General features: G+C 72.3%; 17 protein-coding genes, 1 pseudogene and 1 riboswitch. Of the genes and pseudogenes, 11 read left to right on the top strand and 7 right to left on the bottom strand.

Annotation, left to right across the window (positions count from 1 at the left end; all coding sequences use genetic code 11):
• Positions 1-2 precede the first annotated feature (2 nt).
• Positions 3-353, bottom strand: a complete 351-nt coding sequence (locus HHX30_RS22825) for an STAS domain-containing protein (protein WP_169984010.1) — start codon at positions 351-353, stop codon at positions 3-5.
• A gap of 224 nt (positions 354-577) precedes the next feature.
• On the opposite strand from HHX30_RS22825, the gene HHX30_RS22820 reads away from it, so the two are divergent.
• From HHX30_RS22820 to HHX30_RS22810, 3 genes are all read left to right on the top strand, one after another.
• A complete protein-coding gene (locus HHX30_RS22820; protein ID WP_249350321.1) occupies positions 578-1015 on the top strand; it encodes a hypothetical protein in 438 nt (145 codons plus the stop codon).
• 198 nt (positions 1016-1213) lie between these two features.
• On the top strand, positions 1214-1693 hold the full coding sequence (locus HHX30_RS22815; protein ID WP_211592372.1) for a hypothetical protein: 480 nt from the start codon (positions 1214-1216) through the stop codon (positions 1691-1693).
• 10 nt (positions 1694-1703) lie between these two features.
• Positions 1704-3260 (top strand): multicopper oxidase family protein, encoded by a 1557-nt coding sequence (locus HHX30_RS22810; protein WP_169984009.1) that lies wholly within the window; start codon positions 1704-1706, stop codon positions 3258-3260.
• Between the two features lie 3 nt (positions 3261-3263).
• On the opposite strand, the gene HHX30_RS22805 is transcribed toward HHX30_RS22810, so the two are convergent.
• From HHX30_RS22805 to HHX30_RS41875, 3 genes and pseudogenes are all read right to left on the bottom strand, one after another.
• Positions 3264-4379: an ATP-binding protein gene (locus HHX30_RS22805; protein ID WP_311922730.1), complete on the bottom strand. Its 1116-nt coding sequence runs from the start codon at positions 4377-4379 to the stop codon at positions 3264-3266.
• The gene (locus tag HHX30_RS41880) at positions 4376-5089 is read right to left on the bottom strand and encodes a response regulator transcription factor (RefSeq protein WP_182905073.1); all 714 of its coding nucleotides are present in this window, start codon (positions 5087-5089) and stop codon (positions 4376-4378) included. Before HHX30_RS41880 ends, HHX30_RS22805 begins: the two co-directional genes overlap by 4 nt.
• 261 nt (positions 5090-5350) lie before the next feature.
• Positions 5351-5548 (bottom strand): annotated as a pseudogene (locus tag HHX30_RS41875) (nitroreductase family protein); the annotation flags it as partial.
• Positions 5549-5909: 361 nt separating this feature from the next.
• Between HHX30_RS41875 and HHX30_RS22795 the strand changes: the two are divergent.
• From HHX30_RS22795 to HHX30_RS22780, 4 genes are all read left to right on the top strand, one after another.
• Positions 5910-6077, top strand: a complete 168-nt coding sequence (locus HHX30_RS22795) for a hypothetical protein (protein WP_167530395.1) — start codon at positions 5910-5912, stop codon at positions 6075-6077.
• Between the two features lies 1 nt (position 6078).
• Positions 6079-6360, top strand: coding sequence for a DUF6412 domain-containing protein (locus tag HHX30_RS22790; RefSeq protein ID WP_169984008.1), 282 nt, complete (start codon positions 6079-6081; stop codon positions 6358-6360).
• A gap of 73 nt (positions 6361-6433) precedes the next feature.
• Positions 6434-7096: a membrane protein insertase YidC gene (locus HHX30_RS22785; RefSeq protein ID WP_169984007.1), complete on the top strand. Its 663-nt coding sequence runs from the start codon at positions 6434-6436 to the stop codon at positions 7094-7096.
• 27 nt (positions 7097-7123) lie between these two features.
• Positions 7124-7618 carry a GNAT family N-acetyltransferase gene (locus HHX30_RS22780; RefSeq protein ID WP_311922729.1) on the top strand — a complete coding sequence of 165 codons (495 nt, stop codon included), beginning with the start codon at positions 7124-7126 and terminating at the stop codon, positions 7616-7618.
• Positions 7619-7645: 27 nt separating this feature from the next.
• On the opposite strand, the gene HHX30_RS22775 is transcribed toward HHX30_RS22780, so the two are convergent.
• Positions 7646-8098, bottom strand: coding sequence for an ATP-binding protein (locus HHX30_RS22775; RefSeq protein WP_311922728.1), 453 nt, complete (start codon positions 8096-8098; stop codon positions 7646-7648).
• A gap of 150 nt (positions 8099-8248) precedes the next feature.
• Complete coding sequence (locus tag HHX30_RS22770) at positions 8249-10132, bottom strand: PAS domain S-box protein (RefSeq protein WP_169984091.1); 1884 nt, start codon at positions 10130-10132, stop codon at positions 8249-8251.
• A gap of 191 nt (positions 10133-10323) precedes the next feature.
• Between HHX30_RS22770 and HHX30_RS22765 the strand changes: the two genes are divergently transcribed.
• From HHX30_RS22765 to HHX30_RS22750, 4 genes are all read left to right on the top strand, one after another.
• The gene (locus tag HHX30_RS22765; protein WP_169984005.1) at positions 10324-10884 is read left to right on the top strand and encodes a methylated-DNA--[protein]-cysteine S-methyltransferase; all 561 of its coding nucleotides are present in this window, start codon (positions 10324-10326) and stop codon (positions 10882-10884) included.
• Positions 10885-11091: 207 nt separating this feature from the next.
• Positions 11092-12234, top strand: coding sequence for an FtsX-like permease family protein (locus HHX30_RS22760; protein ID WP_169984004.1), 1143 nt, complete (start codon positions 11092-11094; stop codon positions 12232-12234).
• Positions 12231-12956, top strand: coding sequence for an ABC transporter ATP-binding protein (locus HHX30_RS22755; RefSeq protein ID WP_169984003.1), 726 nt, complete (start codon positions 12231-12233; stop codon positions 12954-12956). Before HHX30_RS22760 ends, HHX30_RS22755 begins: the two co-directional genes overlap by 4 nt.
• Before the next feature lie 23 nt (positions 12957-12979).
• A complete protein-coding gene (locus HHX30_RS22750; RefSeq protein ID WP_169984002.1) occupies positions 12980-13576 on the top strand; it encodes a TetR/AcrR family transcriptional regulator in 597 nt (198 codons plus the stop codon).
• A gap of 86 nt (positions 13577-13662) precedes the next feature.
• Here the strand turns inward: HHX30_RS22750 and HHX30_RS22745 are convergent, their stop codons facing one another.
• Positions 13663-15003: a cytosine permease gene (locus tag HHX30_RS22745; protein ID WP_169984001.1), complete on the bottom strand. Its 1341-nt coding sequence runs from the start codon at positions 15001-15003 to the stop codon at positions 13663-13665.
• A riboswitch (TPP riboswitch) is annotated at positions 14994-15108 on the bottom strand. It overlaps the preceding gene by 10 nt.
• Positions 15109-15120 lie beyond the last annotated feature (12 nt).

Genomic DNA, 15120 nt, shown 5'->3' with positions numbered 1-15120 from the left:
GCCTAGCCCTGGTGCTCGGCCGTGAGCAGATCGGCGGGCACCGTGTCGTGCACGGTGAACACCGAGTCCAGCCCGGTGACCTGCAGAATCTTGCGTACCGCCGGTCTCGGCGCCGCCACCTCCAGCGTGCCGCCCCGCTCGCGCAGCCGCTTGAGCGCCGACAGCAGCACGTTCATGCCGGTGGAGTCGCAGAACTCCACTCCGGACATGTCGATGACCACCCGGTCCGGCCCGGTCTCCAGCAGGCGGGTGAACTCCCCCTGCAGCCGGGGCGCGGTATATAGGTCGATTTCGCCGAAGACGGCCATGACGGCCTGACCGGCGTGGGATTGCGTCGCGACTTTGAGCTCCACGAGGCGCACACTAGCGTCGTCCCGGCCTCGGGTCACGCTCCATCGGATTCGTCGAAGAGTCGTCCGCCCTTTGTCCCCGATTCCGGCCCCACGCAAACGGTGAGTGCGCGAAGCTTGACGCTATGCGACACCGGCGTCGCCGGATGGAGGGCCCGGAACCTCCGCGTCTTGGTCGTCACTTCGCAAAGGAGGGCGGGCGCCGAGCACAGCGGGCCCGAGAGCAGATGAACACTGAGATACCCGAGGATCCCCAGCGCCGCGTGCTGCGCGAGCATCTGGAGACCATCCAGGTGCGCACCGAGAAGGCCTCGTCGTGGCGCGAGGCGGCCGAGCCGCTGCGCGGCCTGGTCAACCGCGAGGGGTACGTCCCGGTCAGCGCCCGCCTGGCGACCGAGGACCTCGACTTCCTCGCGGAGGCCCGCGAGGAGCTGCTGAGCTTCTCCGAGCTCGGCATCCGGCTGCTCGACCTGCACCAGCCCAGGGACGCGGGCGGCATCTCGAGCGACCCGGCCAACCCGATCCTGCGGTGCCGGAGCTGCATGTGGCGCTGGCCGTGCCCGACGTTCCGGGCCATGGCGGAGGCGTTCGCCCCGCGCCGTCGGGAGGCCGCCCCCGACATCCCCCCGTGGCGCGGCCAGCTGGAGCCCCAGGGCGAACCGTGACCTCGCCGGCCTGCGCTTTCCTGCGGCTTCGCGCGGCGCCAAGAGCCGGCGAAGTCGTCGTTAAGCGACCGCCATGGAGGCGCTCCTAACTTCCCCTGTGTAAGGGCCGGCGTACGGAGACGTACGCCGGCCGACACAGGAGAGGACCGCAGGGCCCGGACGCGGAAGGGCCTTCAGGTCCTGGATGGGAAGAGCGTCATGAAAGTGGTCTACAAGGTCCTGGCCTCACTCGTCGCCGCCGAGGTCGCCGTGCAGGCGATGATGGTCGTCCTCGGCGACGCCGGCCTGTTCAAGTACGTCGAGCGGGGCGGCGTGATCGACAAGGCGACCGCGGAGAGCGGGGGGATCCAGTTCCCCGAGTTCTTCGCCTTCGTGGTCCACGGCGTGAACGGGATGATGGTCATCCCTGTGATCGCGCTGCTCCTGCTGATCTCCTCGTTCTTCGCCAAGATCCCCGGGGCGGTCAGGGGGGCCGCCCTCGTGGTCCTGCTCGTCGTGGTCCAGGTCTCCCTCGGCCTCCTCGGCCACCAGATTCCCGCTCTGGGCGCCCTGCACGGCCTGAACGCGCTGCTGCTGTTCAGCGCGGCCGTCCACGCCGCACGCCGCGGGCGCGGGGCGGCGAACGCGGAGGTGAGCGACCCGGACCGGCCGGGCGCCCGCGTCGAGACCGTCGTCTGACGTCGATTCGATGGACAGGACTCGCCGTCGCGGCACCCGCCTGCGCCTCGCCCTGGCGGGCGCCGCGACCATCGCCCTGCTCGGCCCGCTTGCCTGGCTCTGGCAGGCCAGCCTCATGCCGGGTGCGTACTCCGTCATGGACATGGGGTACGCCGACTACGGCGGCGCCCTGACCCACGTGGCCGGCACTTCAGAGCACGCGGATCACTCACAACACTCGCAGCACTCGCAGCCCTCAGGCCACAGCGCCGGACACACCGGGCACGGCACACCGGCGCGCAGCCTGACGTCGTTGACCGCCGACCCGGACCGCGAGGCCGACGTCGCGATCACCCTGGTCGCCCGCAAGCAGCGGTTCCGGCTGCCCACCGGCCGCTCGGTGGACGGCTACACCCTGAACGGCACCTCGCCCGGCCCCGTCATCCACGCGACCATCGGGCAGTTGGTGCAGGTCCGCCTGGTCAACGAGTCGGTGCCGGACGGCGTCACGCTGCACTGGCACGGCGTCGACGTGCCGGGCGCCGCCGACGGCGTCGCCGGTGTCACCCAGGACGCGGTCCGTGTGGGCGGGTCGTTCACCTACCGCTTCGTCGCCGGCCAGGCAGGCACCTTCTGGTACCACTCCCACCAGGTCTCCCACGAGCAGGTACGCCGCGGCCTCCTGGGCGCCCTGGTGGTCGCCCCGGCGCGCCCGCCCGCCGGCGCCGTCGACGTCGTGGCGCTGATGCACCTCTACGACGGAGCCCGCACGATCAACGGGCGGGAGGGCGACGTGCGCACCGAAGCCCGGCCCGGCGAGCGGGTGCGGGTGCGGGTGATCAACACGGAGAACGGCCAGACGCCCGTGTGGGTCGGCGGGGCCCCGTTCCGGCTCGCCGCCGTCGACGGCACCGACCTGCACGAACCCGCACCCGTGCGGGACACCGCCGTACTGGTCACGGCGGGCGGCCGCGCCGACATCGAGGTGACCATGCCCGGGGACGGCTCGCCGGTGCGGGTCCACGTCGGCGGCCCGGCCGGTGTCGTGCTCGGTTCGCGGTCGTACGACGCGCCCGCCGTCCCCCGGCCCGCTATCACGCTCGACCTGCTCTCCTACGGCACGCCGGCCCCGCTGGGGCTCGACGCGGACCGGCCCGACCGGCGGTTCGACTACGAGATCGGGCGCCGCCCCGGCTTCCTCGACGGACGTCCGGGGGTCTGGTGGACGATCAACGGCCACATGTTCCCCGACGTGCCGATGTTCATGGTCGCCGAGGGCGACGTGGTGCGGGTGCGCGTCGTGAACGACAGCGGCGAGCCGCACCCGATGCACCTGCACGGCCACCACGCCGTGGTGCTGAGCCGGGACGGCGTGCGGGCGACGGGCAGCCCGTGGTGGGTGGACTCGCTCGAGGTCGGCGCCGGCGAGACGTACGAGATCGCCTTCGTCGCCGACAACCCCGGCATCTGGATGGACCACTGCCACAACCTGCCGCACGCGACCGAAGGTCTCGTCGCCCACCTCATGTACGAGGGGGTCAGCACGCCCTTCACCGTGGGCGGGACCGCCGCGAACGAGCCGGAGTGAGCCTCAGGCCGACGGCAGCGTGATCTCGAAGCGGCAGCCGGGACCCTCGTTGACCACGCCGATCCCGCCGTCGTGGGCCTCCACGATGCCGCGCGCGATCGCGAGGCCGAGCCCGGCGCCGCCGTCGGGGCCCGGCGTCCGCGCCGCCTCGCCGCGGAACGCGACGTCGAAGACCCGGGGAAGGTCCTCCTCCGGGATGCCGCCGCAGCCGTCGAGCACGGACAGGCGGGCGGTCGTCCCTTCGGTCACCGCCCGCACGACGACCGTCCCCCCGGCGGGCGTGTGGCGGATGGCGTTCACCACCAGGTTGCGTACGGCCCGGCCGAGCTGCCCGGCGTCGGCGTACACCGGGACGTGCGGGTCCGCCTCCCCGGTCAGGTGCACGCCCCCGGCGCGGGCCAGCGGCTCGACGGCGGCGAGGGTGTCCGCGACGAGGTCGCCGAGCCCCGTGCGGGTGAGCGTGGGCCGCAGCGCGCCCGCGTGGATCCGCGACAGCTCGAACAGGTCCTCCACCATCCCGGCGAGCCGGTCGACCTCCACCCTGATCTGGACGTGATAGCGCTTGACGGTCTCGGGGTCGTCGGCCACCCCGTCCTCCAGCGCCTCCACCATCGCCCGCATGCCTGCCAGGGGGGTGCGCAGGTCGTGGCTGACCCACGCGACCAGTTCGCGCCGCGCGCTCTCCAGCGCCCGCTCGCGCTCGCGGCCCAGCCGCAGCCGCTCGTACGCCTGCTCAAGCGTGGTGCTGATGGTCTGCAGCTCGGCCGGGAGCGGCGTGGGCGGCGGGACGAACCGGCCGGAGGGCGGCACGCTCTCCAGCGCGCCGACGAGGCTCCTGCTGGCGCGCACCACCGTCCGGGCGTTCACCAGGGCGACGCCGAGCCCCACCAGGCCGCCGATGCCGACGACGGTGAGCACGATGTTCTTCGGCCGCCCGTCGATGATCATGGCGAGCGTGATGGCGACCACCCCGGCCAGCGTCGCGGAGACCGTCACCGCCGCGACGACCGCGAGCATCACGCCGATCGACCGGCGGCGCAGCACCCGCAGCAGCGCCAGGCCGAGGGCCGCGATGACGAGACCGAGCCCGGCGGCGACCGCGACGATCTGGACGATCACGACAGCGGTTCGTAGCGGTAGCCGACGCCCCAGACCGTCACGATCCGGTGGGGGTCGGTGGGATCGTCCTCGATCTTCTCCCGCAGCCTGCGCACGTGGACCGTCACGGTGGAGGAGTCGCCGAACGACCAGCCCCAGACCTGGTCGAGCAGGGCCGTACGGCTGAACGCCTGGCGGGGGTTGCGCAGCAGGTAGACGAGCAGGTCGAACTCGCGCGCGGTCAGGGTGATCTCCTTGCCGCCCAGGCGCACCTCGTGGGCGCCGACGTCGACCACCAGGTCGCCGTCGCGCAGCACGCCGGTGCCGGTGGGCACCAGCGCGCCCCGGGCCCGCCGCAGCACGGACTGCACGCGCAGGGCCAGCTCGCGCGGGCTGAACGGCTTCGTCACGTAGTCGTCCGCGCCGGTCTCCAGGCCGACAACCCGGTCCATCTCCTCACCGAGGGCGGTCAGCATGATCACCGGGACGGGCCGGCGCTCCCGCAGCTTCCGGCAGACCTGCAGGCCGTCGAGCTTGGGCAGCATCAGGTCGAGCACCATCAGGTCGGGCGGGTCGGCCAGAGCCCGGCGCAGCGCCTCGGCGCCGTCGCCCACGCACTCGACCTCGTGCCCGTCGCGTTCCAGATAGCGGGCCACCACCTCGGCGACGGTGGGGTCGTCTTCCACCACCAGGACGCGGGCGGGATTCTGGGAAGTTCTCGAGGAGGGCACGTCCCCACGGTAAGTCCGGCGGGCGGCCCGGCGAAGCGCCGTCACCGCCCCGTAAGAACCGCCGCTCGCGGCGGCCGTCGCGCTTCCGGAAGACAGGCCCATCGCATGGGCCTGCACGGTCATATGGGCCACCGCCTGGCCGAGGTCGTAGTCGGCGAACTCGGAGTAGAGCAGGCCGCTGTCGTCGGCCTCGCGATGGGCCAGGTTGACGACCAGCGCGCTGGCATCGGGCGCCCACCGGCGCGAACTGCCGGCGAGGTGTTCCACGAGTTGCCCGTGCCCGTCCTCTCCCCGGCGGCGCAGATGGAACGACCAGGGCTGCGCGTTACCGGCGGACGGAGCCCACCGGGCCGCCTCCAGCAGGGTTTCGACGTCCGAGCCGGACAGCCGATGGTGCGGATCGAAGCGCAGCGGACTGAAACGCCCCTGGAGGGCCGGTGCGAGTCGCGGAAGGTTCATACCTCAACCAGTGGGACCGGGTCGTGTGCGCCGCGCGGCCGCGTCAGGAACGCCACGAGTCGGGTGATTTCGCGGTGATCAAGCGGAGCCTACGGAGCCTACGGCGCATGCGGTGAAGGTAGCCGATGGGACCACAGGGACCGGCAGGGGAGCCCTGACTTTCTGTCGATGAACTGCCGCCGAACGCGATGATTCACGTGAAACCTCATGAATCACGGGTATGCGAACCGATTCTGGATCAAGGCAGTGTCTGACCGACGCTGCCCGTCGCGAGCGCGGATTCAGTGGATCACCGCAGGGCCGAGGATGGTCGAACACGATCAAGCTCGCGGTTGTCGGTCCCACCGCGTACCTTGTGGCTATGGCCCGTACCGTACTGACCGTACTGGGGATCCTCCTGGCCCTCTGGCTGGTGTTCGGATTCGTGATCCCCGCCCTGTTCGCGACGCTGAAGTTCCTGCTGATCATCGGCATCGTCGCCCTCGTCGCCGTGGTCGTCGTCACCGTGGTCGGGAAGCTGTCCCGCTGACGTGAACGCGCTCCAGGCCGCCATCGGATCGCTCCTCTGGCTGCTGGCCGAGTTGGCCGCCGGGTCCCCGGGCCCCGGCGCGCTGACCGCGGTCGGCCTGGCCGGCGTGGCCGTCCTGGTGTTCGCCTGGATGCTCTGCCGGCTGGCCGGCGTCCCCGTTCTGCGTCAGGGGCCGGGCAGGCCGTCGTACAACGGTGAGACGGCGATGGTCAGGCTGCGTGATCCCGGCACGCCTGGCCGTCCCCGTCCCCGCGCACCATCAGGAAGCCCCGCGCTCGTCTGACCGGCGATCCGGTGACGAGCGCTTTCGTCATGCCCTCATTCACCGGCAACAGGTCACAGACGAAAGGCTTCCCATGTTCGACTTCGTGCTCGACCCCGCCTACCGGCTCATCGACGCGCTCAGCCACCTCACCGGCGCCGGACTCGCGATCGTCCTGGTCACCCTCGCCGTACGGCTGTCGCTGCTGCCGCTGAGCGTCCGCGTCGCGCGGGCGCAGCGGATCCGCATGCGGCTCGCACCACAGGTGGAAGGGCTGCGCACGCGGTGGAAGAACGACCCGCAGCGGCTCCTGCGCGAGGTCAACGCGTTGTACGCCAAGGAGGGCGTGGGCCAGTTCACCGGCTTTCTCCCGGCGTTCGCGCAGTTGCCGTTCTTCACGGTGACCTACCGGCTGTTCACGGCGGCCGTCATCGCGGGGCACCCGAACCTGCTGCTGGCGCAGAGCGTGCTCGGCGTGCCGCTGGGGGAGCACCTCTCCGCCGTGCTCGCCGGGGCGGGCCTGGTCAGCCCTGCCGCCGGAGTGTTCGCCGCGCTGCTCGCGCTGCTCGTGGCCGTGGCCGTGATCGCCGCCCGCCGGGTCGAGCCCACTGCGCCGATGCGGCGCCTGGCGGTCCTGATGCCGTTCTGGACCGTGCTCGCCGCGGCCTTCCTCCCGCTCGCGGCGGGCGTCTACCTGCTCGTGAGCAGCGCCTGGACGACGGCCGAGCGGGCCGTGCTCCACCCGCGCACGGCCTGACCCCGGATCGGTGGAATGCTGGCGGGCGTGATCCGTGACCACTCGATCGTGACCTGGGCGGCCGGGGACGACGGCCGGGAGGACCTGCGGGCGCTCCTGGCCGCCTACCACCTGCGGACCGAGGCCGAGAAGGGCGTCCCGGCGGCCGACGCGACGCGCCTGCCCGGGCGCTACCGGGCGGAGGTCGAGGACCCGGGCGCGGCGTTCGCGGACGACGTCGTGCTGGTCGCGCGCAGTGGCGACGCCGCGATCGGCTGCGTGGTGCTCGCCGCGCCCGCCGGCGGGCGGGCGGAGATCAAACGCCTGTGGGTGGACCCGGACGAGCGTGGCAGGGGCGTGGCCGCCGCGCTCGTCCGCGCCGCGCTCGCCCGGGCGCACGCGACCGGCCTGCGGTCGGTACGGCTGTCGGTGTGGCGGTGGCGCACGACGGCGATCGCCCTCTACGAGCGGCTCGGGTTCACCGTCACCGCGTCGTGGGACTCCCGCGACGACCTGATCTGCATGGAGCACAGCCGGCCCTGATGCCCGGCCACGCGGCGTGAGCGCGTGTCAGCCGACCTCGCGCAGCACCGGAATTTCGGACAGCTCGGCATGCCCATTCTGGTCGGGCCATGAGGCGGGCACCACGGCCCAGACGGTGGTCGCCTCCTCCTCGTGCCGGACTCCCCAGCGTTCTGCGAGGTACTCCACGATGCCGAGCCCACGGCCGCCGAGGGACGACAGCGTCGGGCGGCCCGCGCGGGGCTCCGTACACGCGCCGCCGTCGCTCACGGCCACCTCGACCTGGCTGTCCGAGCAGACCCAGGCCACCTTGAGCCGGCCGCACGGAAGAGGATGGGCATGGCGCAGCGCGTTGCTCAGCAGTTCACTCATGATCAAAACGACGTCGTCGACCGCGGAGGCGAGCAGCCCCGCGGTCGAAAGCTCGGCGCTGAGGCGCTGACGTGCGACGGCGACGCTCGACGGTGCGTACGGCAGCATCACGACGCTCGACGCACTCACCTCCCCCTGACCCCCGTATCTGCTGCACGAGCAACTACGACCGAAATGCCCCGCTCACTCGGCCGGGAAACCGTGCCCCGCATCACAGCTTGTGCACATTGGACAATAGATCAGTCCTTAAGTGGTGACGCCACGCTCCGATCTGTCCTGTCAGGATGAAGATTCCGCCGAGTTCAGCACCAGTCGCATCCGCGTCCCCCCACCGGATCGGGGCAGCGCGGCGACGTCCCCGCCCTGGGCCCGGGCGAGGTTGCGCACGATGTAGAGCCCCAGCCCGACCCCACCGAACCTGCGCCGGTTGCCGCTGTCGGCCTGGACGAACCGCTCGAAGATCCGCTCCCGGTCGCCCGGCGCGATTCCCACTCCCTCGTCGTCCACCACCAGCACGACCCGGTCGTCCTCCGGCCACGCCTCGACCCGGATCAGGCCGCCGTCGGGGGAGTACTTGAACGCGTTCTCCAGCAGCTGGGCCAGGAGGATGTCGGTGGCCAGCGCGTCGCCGTACACGAGGGGGAGATCGGGCGGGATGTCCACCTCCAGCCGGTGCCGGTCCGACAGGACCGGCAGCCCGAGCGTCGCCGCGTGGACCCGGGCGGCCAGGTCGAAGGGCTCGACCCTGACCTTCAGCTCCTCCGCGCCCGCCCGCGCGCCGAGCAGGAGATGGTCCATGAGCTGCCCGAGCGAGCGGGCGCGCTCGGCGATCGTGTGGACCGCCGACCGCCGCTCCACGTCCGCCAGGTGGTCCCAGCGGGAGTCGAGCGTGCTGGCGAAGCCGTGCACGATCGTGATCGGCGTACGCAGTTCGTGGCTGGTGGTGGCGAGGAACAGGTCCTTGGCCTCCTCCAGCTCCTTGGCCCGGGTCACGTCGCGGAAGTCGACGACGGTCTCCCCCGTCTCCCGGATCTCCGCGCACAGCACGTCGAGCCACCGGCCGGACGGGAGCTGGAAGGTGAGCTTCTCGCCCGGCGCCGGCAGCGGGAAGGGCGGCGGCCCGCCGATCACGCGCTCCGCCGGGTGGCCGGTCAGCTCGGCCGCGGCCGGATTCCACCGCACGACCGCCCCCGCGCCGTCCAGCACCGCGATGCCGTCGGCGCTGGCGTCGAAGACCGCCCGTTCGTGGGCGCGCTGCCGCACCGCGTCCTGGTAGGCCGTCGCGTTGGCGACCGCGATGCCGGCGTGCCCGGCGAGCAGTTCGAGCAGTTCGAGCTCCAGATGACTCGCCTTGCGCCGGGCGAACAACGCGTAGAGCGCTCCATAGGGACGTCCGCCGACGGCGGCGATGCCGACGGCGATCGTGTGCAGGCCGGGCACGCGCGCCCAGATCAGGTCCGGGAAGCCCTCCGGGCCGGTCTCCAGCAGCACGGTCTTGCCGGTGCGCAGCAGCTTGGCGACCAGGCTCGTGTGCAGGTCGGCGGTGGCCCCGCGCAGCGTCTCGGGCAACCGGTGGACGCCGACCAGGCGCAGCCGCTCCCCCTCGATGGACACGAAACCGCCGGCGTCGGCGCCGGTCAGCTCGGTCAGGCTCGCGGCGATCCGGTCGAGCACGACGGGCAGGTCGAGTTCGGCGTTGATGTCGCCCACCACGTCGGTCAGCCGCCGCACCAGGCGGGCGCGGCGCACCATCCTGCCGTGCGCCGCGTCGTCGTCCTCGGCGGCGTGGTAGACGTTCACGTACCCCAGCAGGACGCCGGCCGGGGAACTCAGCGCGCTCGTGTCCACCCGCAGGTCGAGCAGCCGCCCGTCGCGGTGGAGACGTTTGGTGGTCAGCGACACCCGGCCGCCCGCGCGTACGCGTTCGAGCACGGCGTTGTGCTCGGCCATCAGCTCGTCGGGCACGATCGGCGCCCGCCTGCCGAGCAGCTCGGCCGCGGGCCAGCCGAACATCCGCTCGGCCGCCGCGTTCCAGCTCAGCACGGCCAGGTCGCGGTCGAGCGCGACGATCGCGTCGGGGGAGCCGGCCAGGACCGCACGCGCGAGGCCCTCCTCGACGTCGCCCCCGTGGAGACCCGCGCCTGAGCCGCCACCCGGCTGCATGTCGAATTCGCCCGCGAGCACGTCCGCGGCGTCAGCGGCCGCGGGGGCGATGTCCGCCGCCCGGCCGTCCACGCTGCTGTCACCCACGCCCCCATCGTGCCTTCTTTCACCTTTTGATCTTGGCCTTTTCCGTCACCTCGCAACCGCTCCGATACGCTGCCTGCACGCGGAGAAGAGAAAGCGGGGCGCCCATGTCCACCGAGGACCTCGAAGCCCTGCTGCGCGTGACCTCGCCGGGCTACGTCGGCGAGACCCCGCCCGAGGTCGCCTTCGGCACCACCGACGCGCCGGTCGGCCGCCTGGTCCTCGCGGTGACCGCACGCGGCGTGCTGGCCTGCACCTACGAGGGCGAGCACGAGGTCTTCGCCCGGATCTCCCGCGCCGTCGGCTCGTTCATCGGGCCCGACCCGCGCCGTCTCGATCCGCTGCGCAGGGAGCTCGACGCCTACTTCACGGGCAGGCTGCGCACCTTCTCCCTCTCCGTGGACCTGCGCCTGGTCACCGGCTTCAGCCGTACGGTGATCCAGCTCATGCCGGCCGTGCCGTACGGCAGCGTCACCACCTACAAGGACATCGCCGAGCGGATCGGACGGCCGCAGGCCCCCCGCGCGGTGGCCAACGCCCTCGCCGGCAACCCGGTCTGCCTGCTCCTGCCGTGCCACCGGGCCGTGGAGGGCCCCGGCGCACTCGGCGGCTACGCGGGCGGCCAGGCGGCCAAGGAGCACCTGCTCCGCCTGGAGGGCGCTCTCTAGTCACTCCGGCGCGTCGGCGGGCGCGCGGGCGTGAGGTCTCAGCGGCAGACCCGGAGCACTCTCCACGGACTACGGCCTCTCAGCGCTCCACGGACCACGGACCACGGCGCGGGCTTCTTCCCGACGCAGTGTTGGTATGTTTACCAACGGAGCGTCGGTAAATGGGGGCGCTCGTCGTCCCTGAAATCCCTGCTTCGAAGGAGTGCCATGTTCCTGGCCTGGCGCGAGCTGGTCTTCGCCCGCGCACGCTTCGGCCTGATGGGCGGAGTCGTCGCCCTCATCGCGATCCTCGTCGTGCTGCTGTCCGGCCTCTCCTCCGGGCTCGTCAACGACGGCGTCTCCGGGCTCCAGCGGCTGCCCGTCACCGCGTTCGCCTTCGCCGAGGGCACCAAGACCGACTCCGCCTTCTCCCGCAGCACCGTCAACGTGAACCAGGCCGAGGCGTGGAAGGGCCGCGACGACGTCGGCGACGCCGCGCCGTTCGGCAACATGCTGGTCAACGCCAAGGCCACGACCGCCGCCGGCACCCAGGTGCCGATCGACCTGGCCCTGTTCGGCGTCGACCCCGGCTCCTTCCTCGCCCCCGCCGTCTCCGACGGCGCCGGACTCGGCGACCCCGACGGGATCGTGGTCAGCAAGACCGTCCTGGACGAGGGCGTGGGCATCGGCGACACCGTCGTCATCGACCGCCTGGGCACCCGGCTCAAGGTCGTCGGCACCACGGGCGACCAGCGCACCTTCGGGCACGTCGACGTCGCGTACCTGCCGTTGCGCACCTGGCAGCAGGTGCACGCGGGCGCCGGGCCGGGGGACGAGGTGCGTGACGGGGCGTACGAGGAGGCCACGGCCATCGCCCTGCGCGCCCGGGACGGAGACCGGATCGACCTGTCCGGCGGCGACGCCGCGGCGGGCACCACGAGCATGACGCTCAAGGAGTCCTTCAGCGCCTCCCCCGGCTACTCCGCCGAGACCTCCACGCTCACGCTGATCCAGGTCTTCCTGTACGCCATCTCCGCGCTCGTCGTCGGGACGTTCTTCACCGTGTGGACGATCCAGCGCAAGCACGAGCTCGCCGTCATACGGGCCATGGGCGCCTCGACCGGCTACCTCATGCGGGACACGATGATCCAGGCGACCGTCATCCTGACCGTGTCCACCGCCGTGGGCTTCCTGCTGGGGGTGGGGGGCGGCACGCTGCTCACCACGACCCCCATGCCGTTCGCGCTGGAGGCGGCCCCGCTCGTCCTCGCCGCCCTGCTCCTCGTCGGCCTCGGCCTCGCCGGTGCCGTGGCGGCCGTGGGCCGCATCGTCCGCGTCGACCCGCTCGCAGCCCTGGGAGGGCAGAGATGACCACCAGTTCCACGTCCCCGCGCCCGGACTCGCTCCGGCCCGGCGCCCGGGAACGCGGCGGCCTGTTGGTGGAGGGCGTCACCCTGACCCTCGGCGACGGCGACGCCACGGTCACCGCGCTCGACGACGTGCACCTCGACGTCGCGTCCGGCGAGTTCGTCGCCATCGTCGGGCCGTCCGGCTCCGGCAAGTCGAGCCTGCTCGCCGTCGCCGGCGCGCTCACCACGCCGGACACCGGCCGGGTCCTGCTCGACGGCGTCGACATCTCCCGGGCGAGCGCCCGCGAGAAGGCGCGCCACCGCCGCGACCGGATCGGGTTCGTCTTCCAGTCCGGCAACCTCATCCCGGCCCTCACCGCGCTCGACCAGCTCCGCTTCGCGCTCGACGTGGCGGGCAGACGCGCGGGTGACGGTCACGACCCGCGAGAGCTGCTCGACCGGGTGGGCATGGGGCACCGCGCCGGGCACCGCCCGCACCAGTTGTCCGGCGGCGAGCGGCAGCGCGTGGGCATCGCCCGGGCACTCGTCACCCGCCCGGCCGTGCTGCTGGTGGACGAGCCGACCGCCGCGCTCGACCGCGCCCGCAGCGACGACATCGTCACGCTGCTCGCGCACGAGACGCACGAGTCGGGCGTCGCGACGATCATGGTCACCCACGATCACGAGGTGCTCGGTCACTGCGATCGCGTCCTGTCGATGGTGGATGGGAAACTGTCGGAGTAGACGACCATGGCGGAGGAGAGCAGGTGCCACGCATTCAGGCGGCTACCGTCGCCGAGCATCGGGCCGCCCAGCACCGGGCGCTGCTCGACGCCGCCAGGGAGATCCTCGCGGAGACCGGCCGGCCGCCGACGCTGACCCGGGTCGCGGAGCGCGCCGGGCTGGCCCGGCCCAGTCTCTACCAGTACTTCCGGTCCTCGGAGGACCTGCTCAACGCGCTGGTGGAGGACGTCTTCCCCCGCTGGTCGGCGGGGGTCGCCGCGGCGATGGACGCCGCCGCGACCCCCGCCGACCGCGTACTCGCCTACGTGCTGACGAACTTCGAGCTCATCAACGAGGGTGAGCACGCGCTGGCCACCGTCCTCGCGGAGGTCGCGCCGGGCGACACGGTCGCGGAGCAGAGCCGGGCCATGCATCAGCAGCTCCTGGAGCCGCTCGTGGAGGCGCTGCGCCGCCTCGGCGTCGCCGCGGTGCCCGAGACCGCGGAGATGATCAATGCCATCGTGTTCGCCGGGTCCCGGTTGATCGAGTCCGGCACCGACCTGGAGACCGCCTGGGAGTCCGCACGGGCCCTGCTGGAGCCGTTCGTGCGCACCGCGGGCAAGACTGCCCAGCCGTCCTGAACCGCCGGATCACGCCCCCGGAGCGCTGTCGCAGGCGCCGGGGACGCGGGCCGAACCCGCGGATCGGCAGGTGAGGCTCGACGAACTCAACGGCGAGAGCGCAGGCGGCGGGCCGGGACGGACAGCGCCACGGTCGCCAGCGCGGCCACGAGGAACGCGGCGAGCGCGGCGTTCATCCAGGGCTGGTGGACGAACCCGAGGGCGAGGCGGACGTCGGTCCAGAACCCGTCCCACCAGCCGACCGTCGGGGTGGACGTGACGATCCAGTACGCCACGAACCCGAGGATCCACGGCACGACCATGAGCCACCGGGAGGGGGCGTCCCCGGCGGTGTTCCACCGGGCGGCCCCGCCGAGCAGGAAGTAGTCGACCACGAGGACGGCGAACATCGGCACGAAGACCGCCCCGATCACGGTCAGGAACGCGCCGTAGGAGTTCACGTCGGCGAACAGCGCGATCAGGGTCGTGAGCACGCCGATCACGATCGAGATCGCCCGGCGGTCCCAGCGCGGCGCGAGGTTCTGGATCGACACGGTCGTCGAGTAGACGTTCGCGAACGACTGGTCGGCCTCGCGCAGCACCAGGATGCCGAAGAACAGGATCCCGAGCGGGGCGGCCACGAAGGGGTCCCACACCTTGTCCGGGTCGTTGCCCACCAGGGCGAGCGCGGCGATGCCGAGCGCCAGGCAGGCCACCTGGGCGATCGTGTAACCCGCCACCACGCCGGTGAACGCCGCGCCGCTCGACCGCGAGTGCCGGGCGTAGTCGGCCGCCATCGGCACCCACGACACCGACAGCGCGATCACGTAGTCGACGGCGGGGGCGAAGGCGTCCCAGGAGCCGCCCCCCACGGACGGCCCCTGAGTGAACAGGGCGACCGACAGCCAGACCATCGCGACCACCACGCCCGCCGTGACGTAGCGGCGCAGCAGCCGCAGCGCGCCGAGCGGGCGGATCGTCAGCGCGATCGTCAGCGCACCGGCCGCGACCGCCCACACCGCGTACGGCACCGCCGTGCCGAACAGGGCCTGCGCGCCGTTGGCGATGACCCACAGCTCGAAGGCGCCCCAGCCGAGCATCTGCACGATGTTCAGCACGGTCGGGATGTACGAGAGCCGGGCCCCGAACAGGCCGCGCAGCAGCACCATCGCGGGCCGGCCGGTACGCGCGCCGGGGATCGCGGCCAGGCCGACCATGGCCGTGCCCAGCAGGCTGCCGACGACGGCGGCGAGCACCGCCGCGGTGAAGGTCAGCGGCTTGCCGCCCAGGGGGTCGAGGAGGAACAGCGCCCCCGAGAAGCCGAGGAGGCTGACGCCGAGATTGGCCCAGAACGCTCCCTGGTCGAGCAGCCCCAGAGTCCTGGGGGCCTCCTCGTCCAGGGTGAGGGGAACCTCCGCGTGCGCGTCGTCGACGACGGCAGAAGTCATCACACGCTCCCTACGCCGGCATTATCCGGACAGGTTCATGCGGTCGGCGGCACGTTCGATCCGCCCTCTCAGCCCGGTCACGCCCGAGCTCCCGCGGGGTATTGATGATGTCTTTGG

This window comes from Microbispora sp. H10836 (genome assembly GCF_012999525.1).
In the GTDB taxonomy this organism is placed as follows: Bacteria; Actinomycetota; Actinomycetes; order Streptosporangiales; family Streptosporangiaceae; genus Microbispora.
The sequence above is the reverse complement of the archived record's forward strand: the minus strand, read 5'-3'. Positions and strand labels throughout refer to the sequence as shown.

Bases quoted from the DNA above. Each gene is read 5' to 3' on its own strand.
- HHX30_RS22745 (WP_169984001.1), bottom strand. From the start codon at position 15,003: ATGACTTCTGCCGTCGTCGACGACGCGCACGCGGAGGTTCCCCTCACC.
- HHX30_RS22795 (WP_167530395.1), top strand. From the start codon at position 5,910: ATGGCCCGTACCGTACTGACCGTACTGGGGATCCTCCTGGCCCTCTGG.
- HHX30_RS22820 (WP_249350321.1), top strand. From the start codon at position 578: ATGAACACTGAGATACCCGAGGATCCCCAGCGCCGCGTGCTGCGCGAG.
- HHX30_RS22755 (WP_169984003.1), top strand. From the start codon at position 12,231: ATGACCACCAGTTCCACGTCCCCGCGCCCGGACTCGCTCCGGCCCGGC.
- HHX30_RS22770 (WP_169984091.1), bottom strand. From the start codon at position 10,132: ATGCAGCCGGGTGGCGGCTCAGGCGCGGGTCTCCACGGGGGCGACGTC.
- HHX30_RS22765 (WP_169984005.1), top strand. From the start codon at position 10,324: ATGTCCACCGAGGACCTCGAAGCCCTGCTGCGCGTGACCTCGCCGGGC.
- HHX30_RS22815 (WP_211592372.1), top strand. From the start codon at position 1,214: ATGAAAGTGGTCTACAAGGTCCTGGCCTCACTCGTCGCCGCCGAGGTC.
- HHX30_RS22810 (WP_169984009.1), top strand. From the start codon at position 1,704: ATGGACAGGACTCGCCGTCGCGGCACCCGCCTGCGCCTCGCCCTGGCG.
- HHX30_RS22785 (WP_169984007.1), top strand. From the start codon at position 6,434: ATGTTCGACTTCGTGCTCGACCCCGCCTACCGGCTCATCGACGCGCTC.
- HHX30_RS22760 (WP_169984004.1), top strand. From the start codon at position 11,092: ATGTTCCTGGCCTGGCGCGAGCTGGTCTTCGCCCGCGCACGCTTCGGC.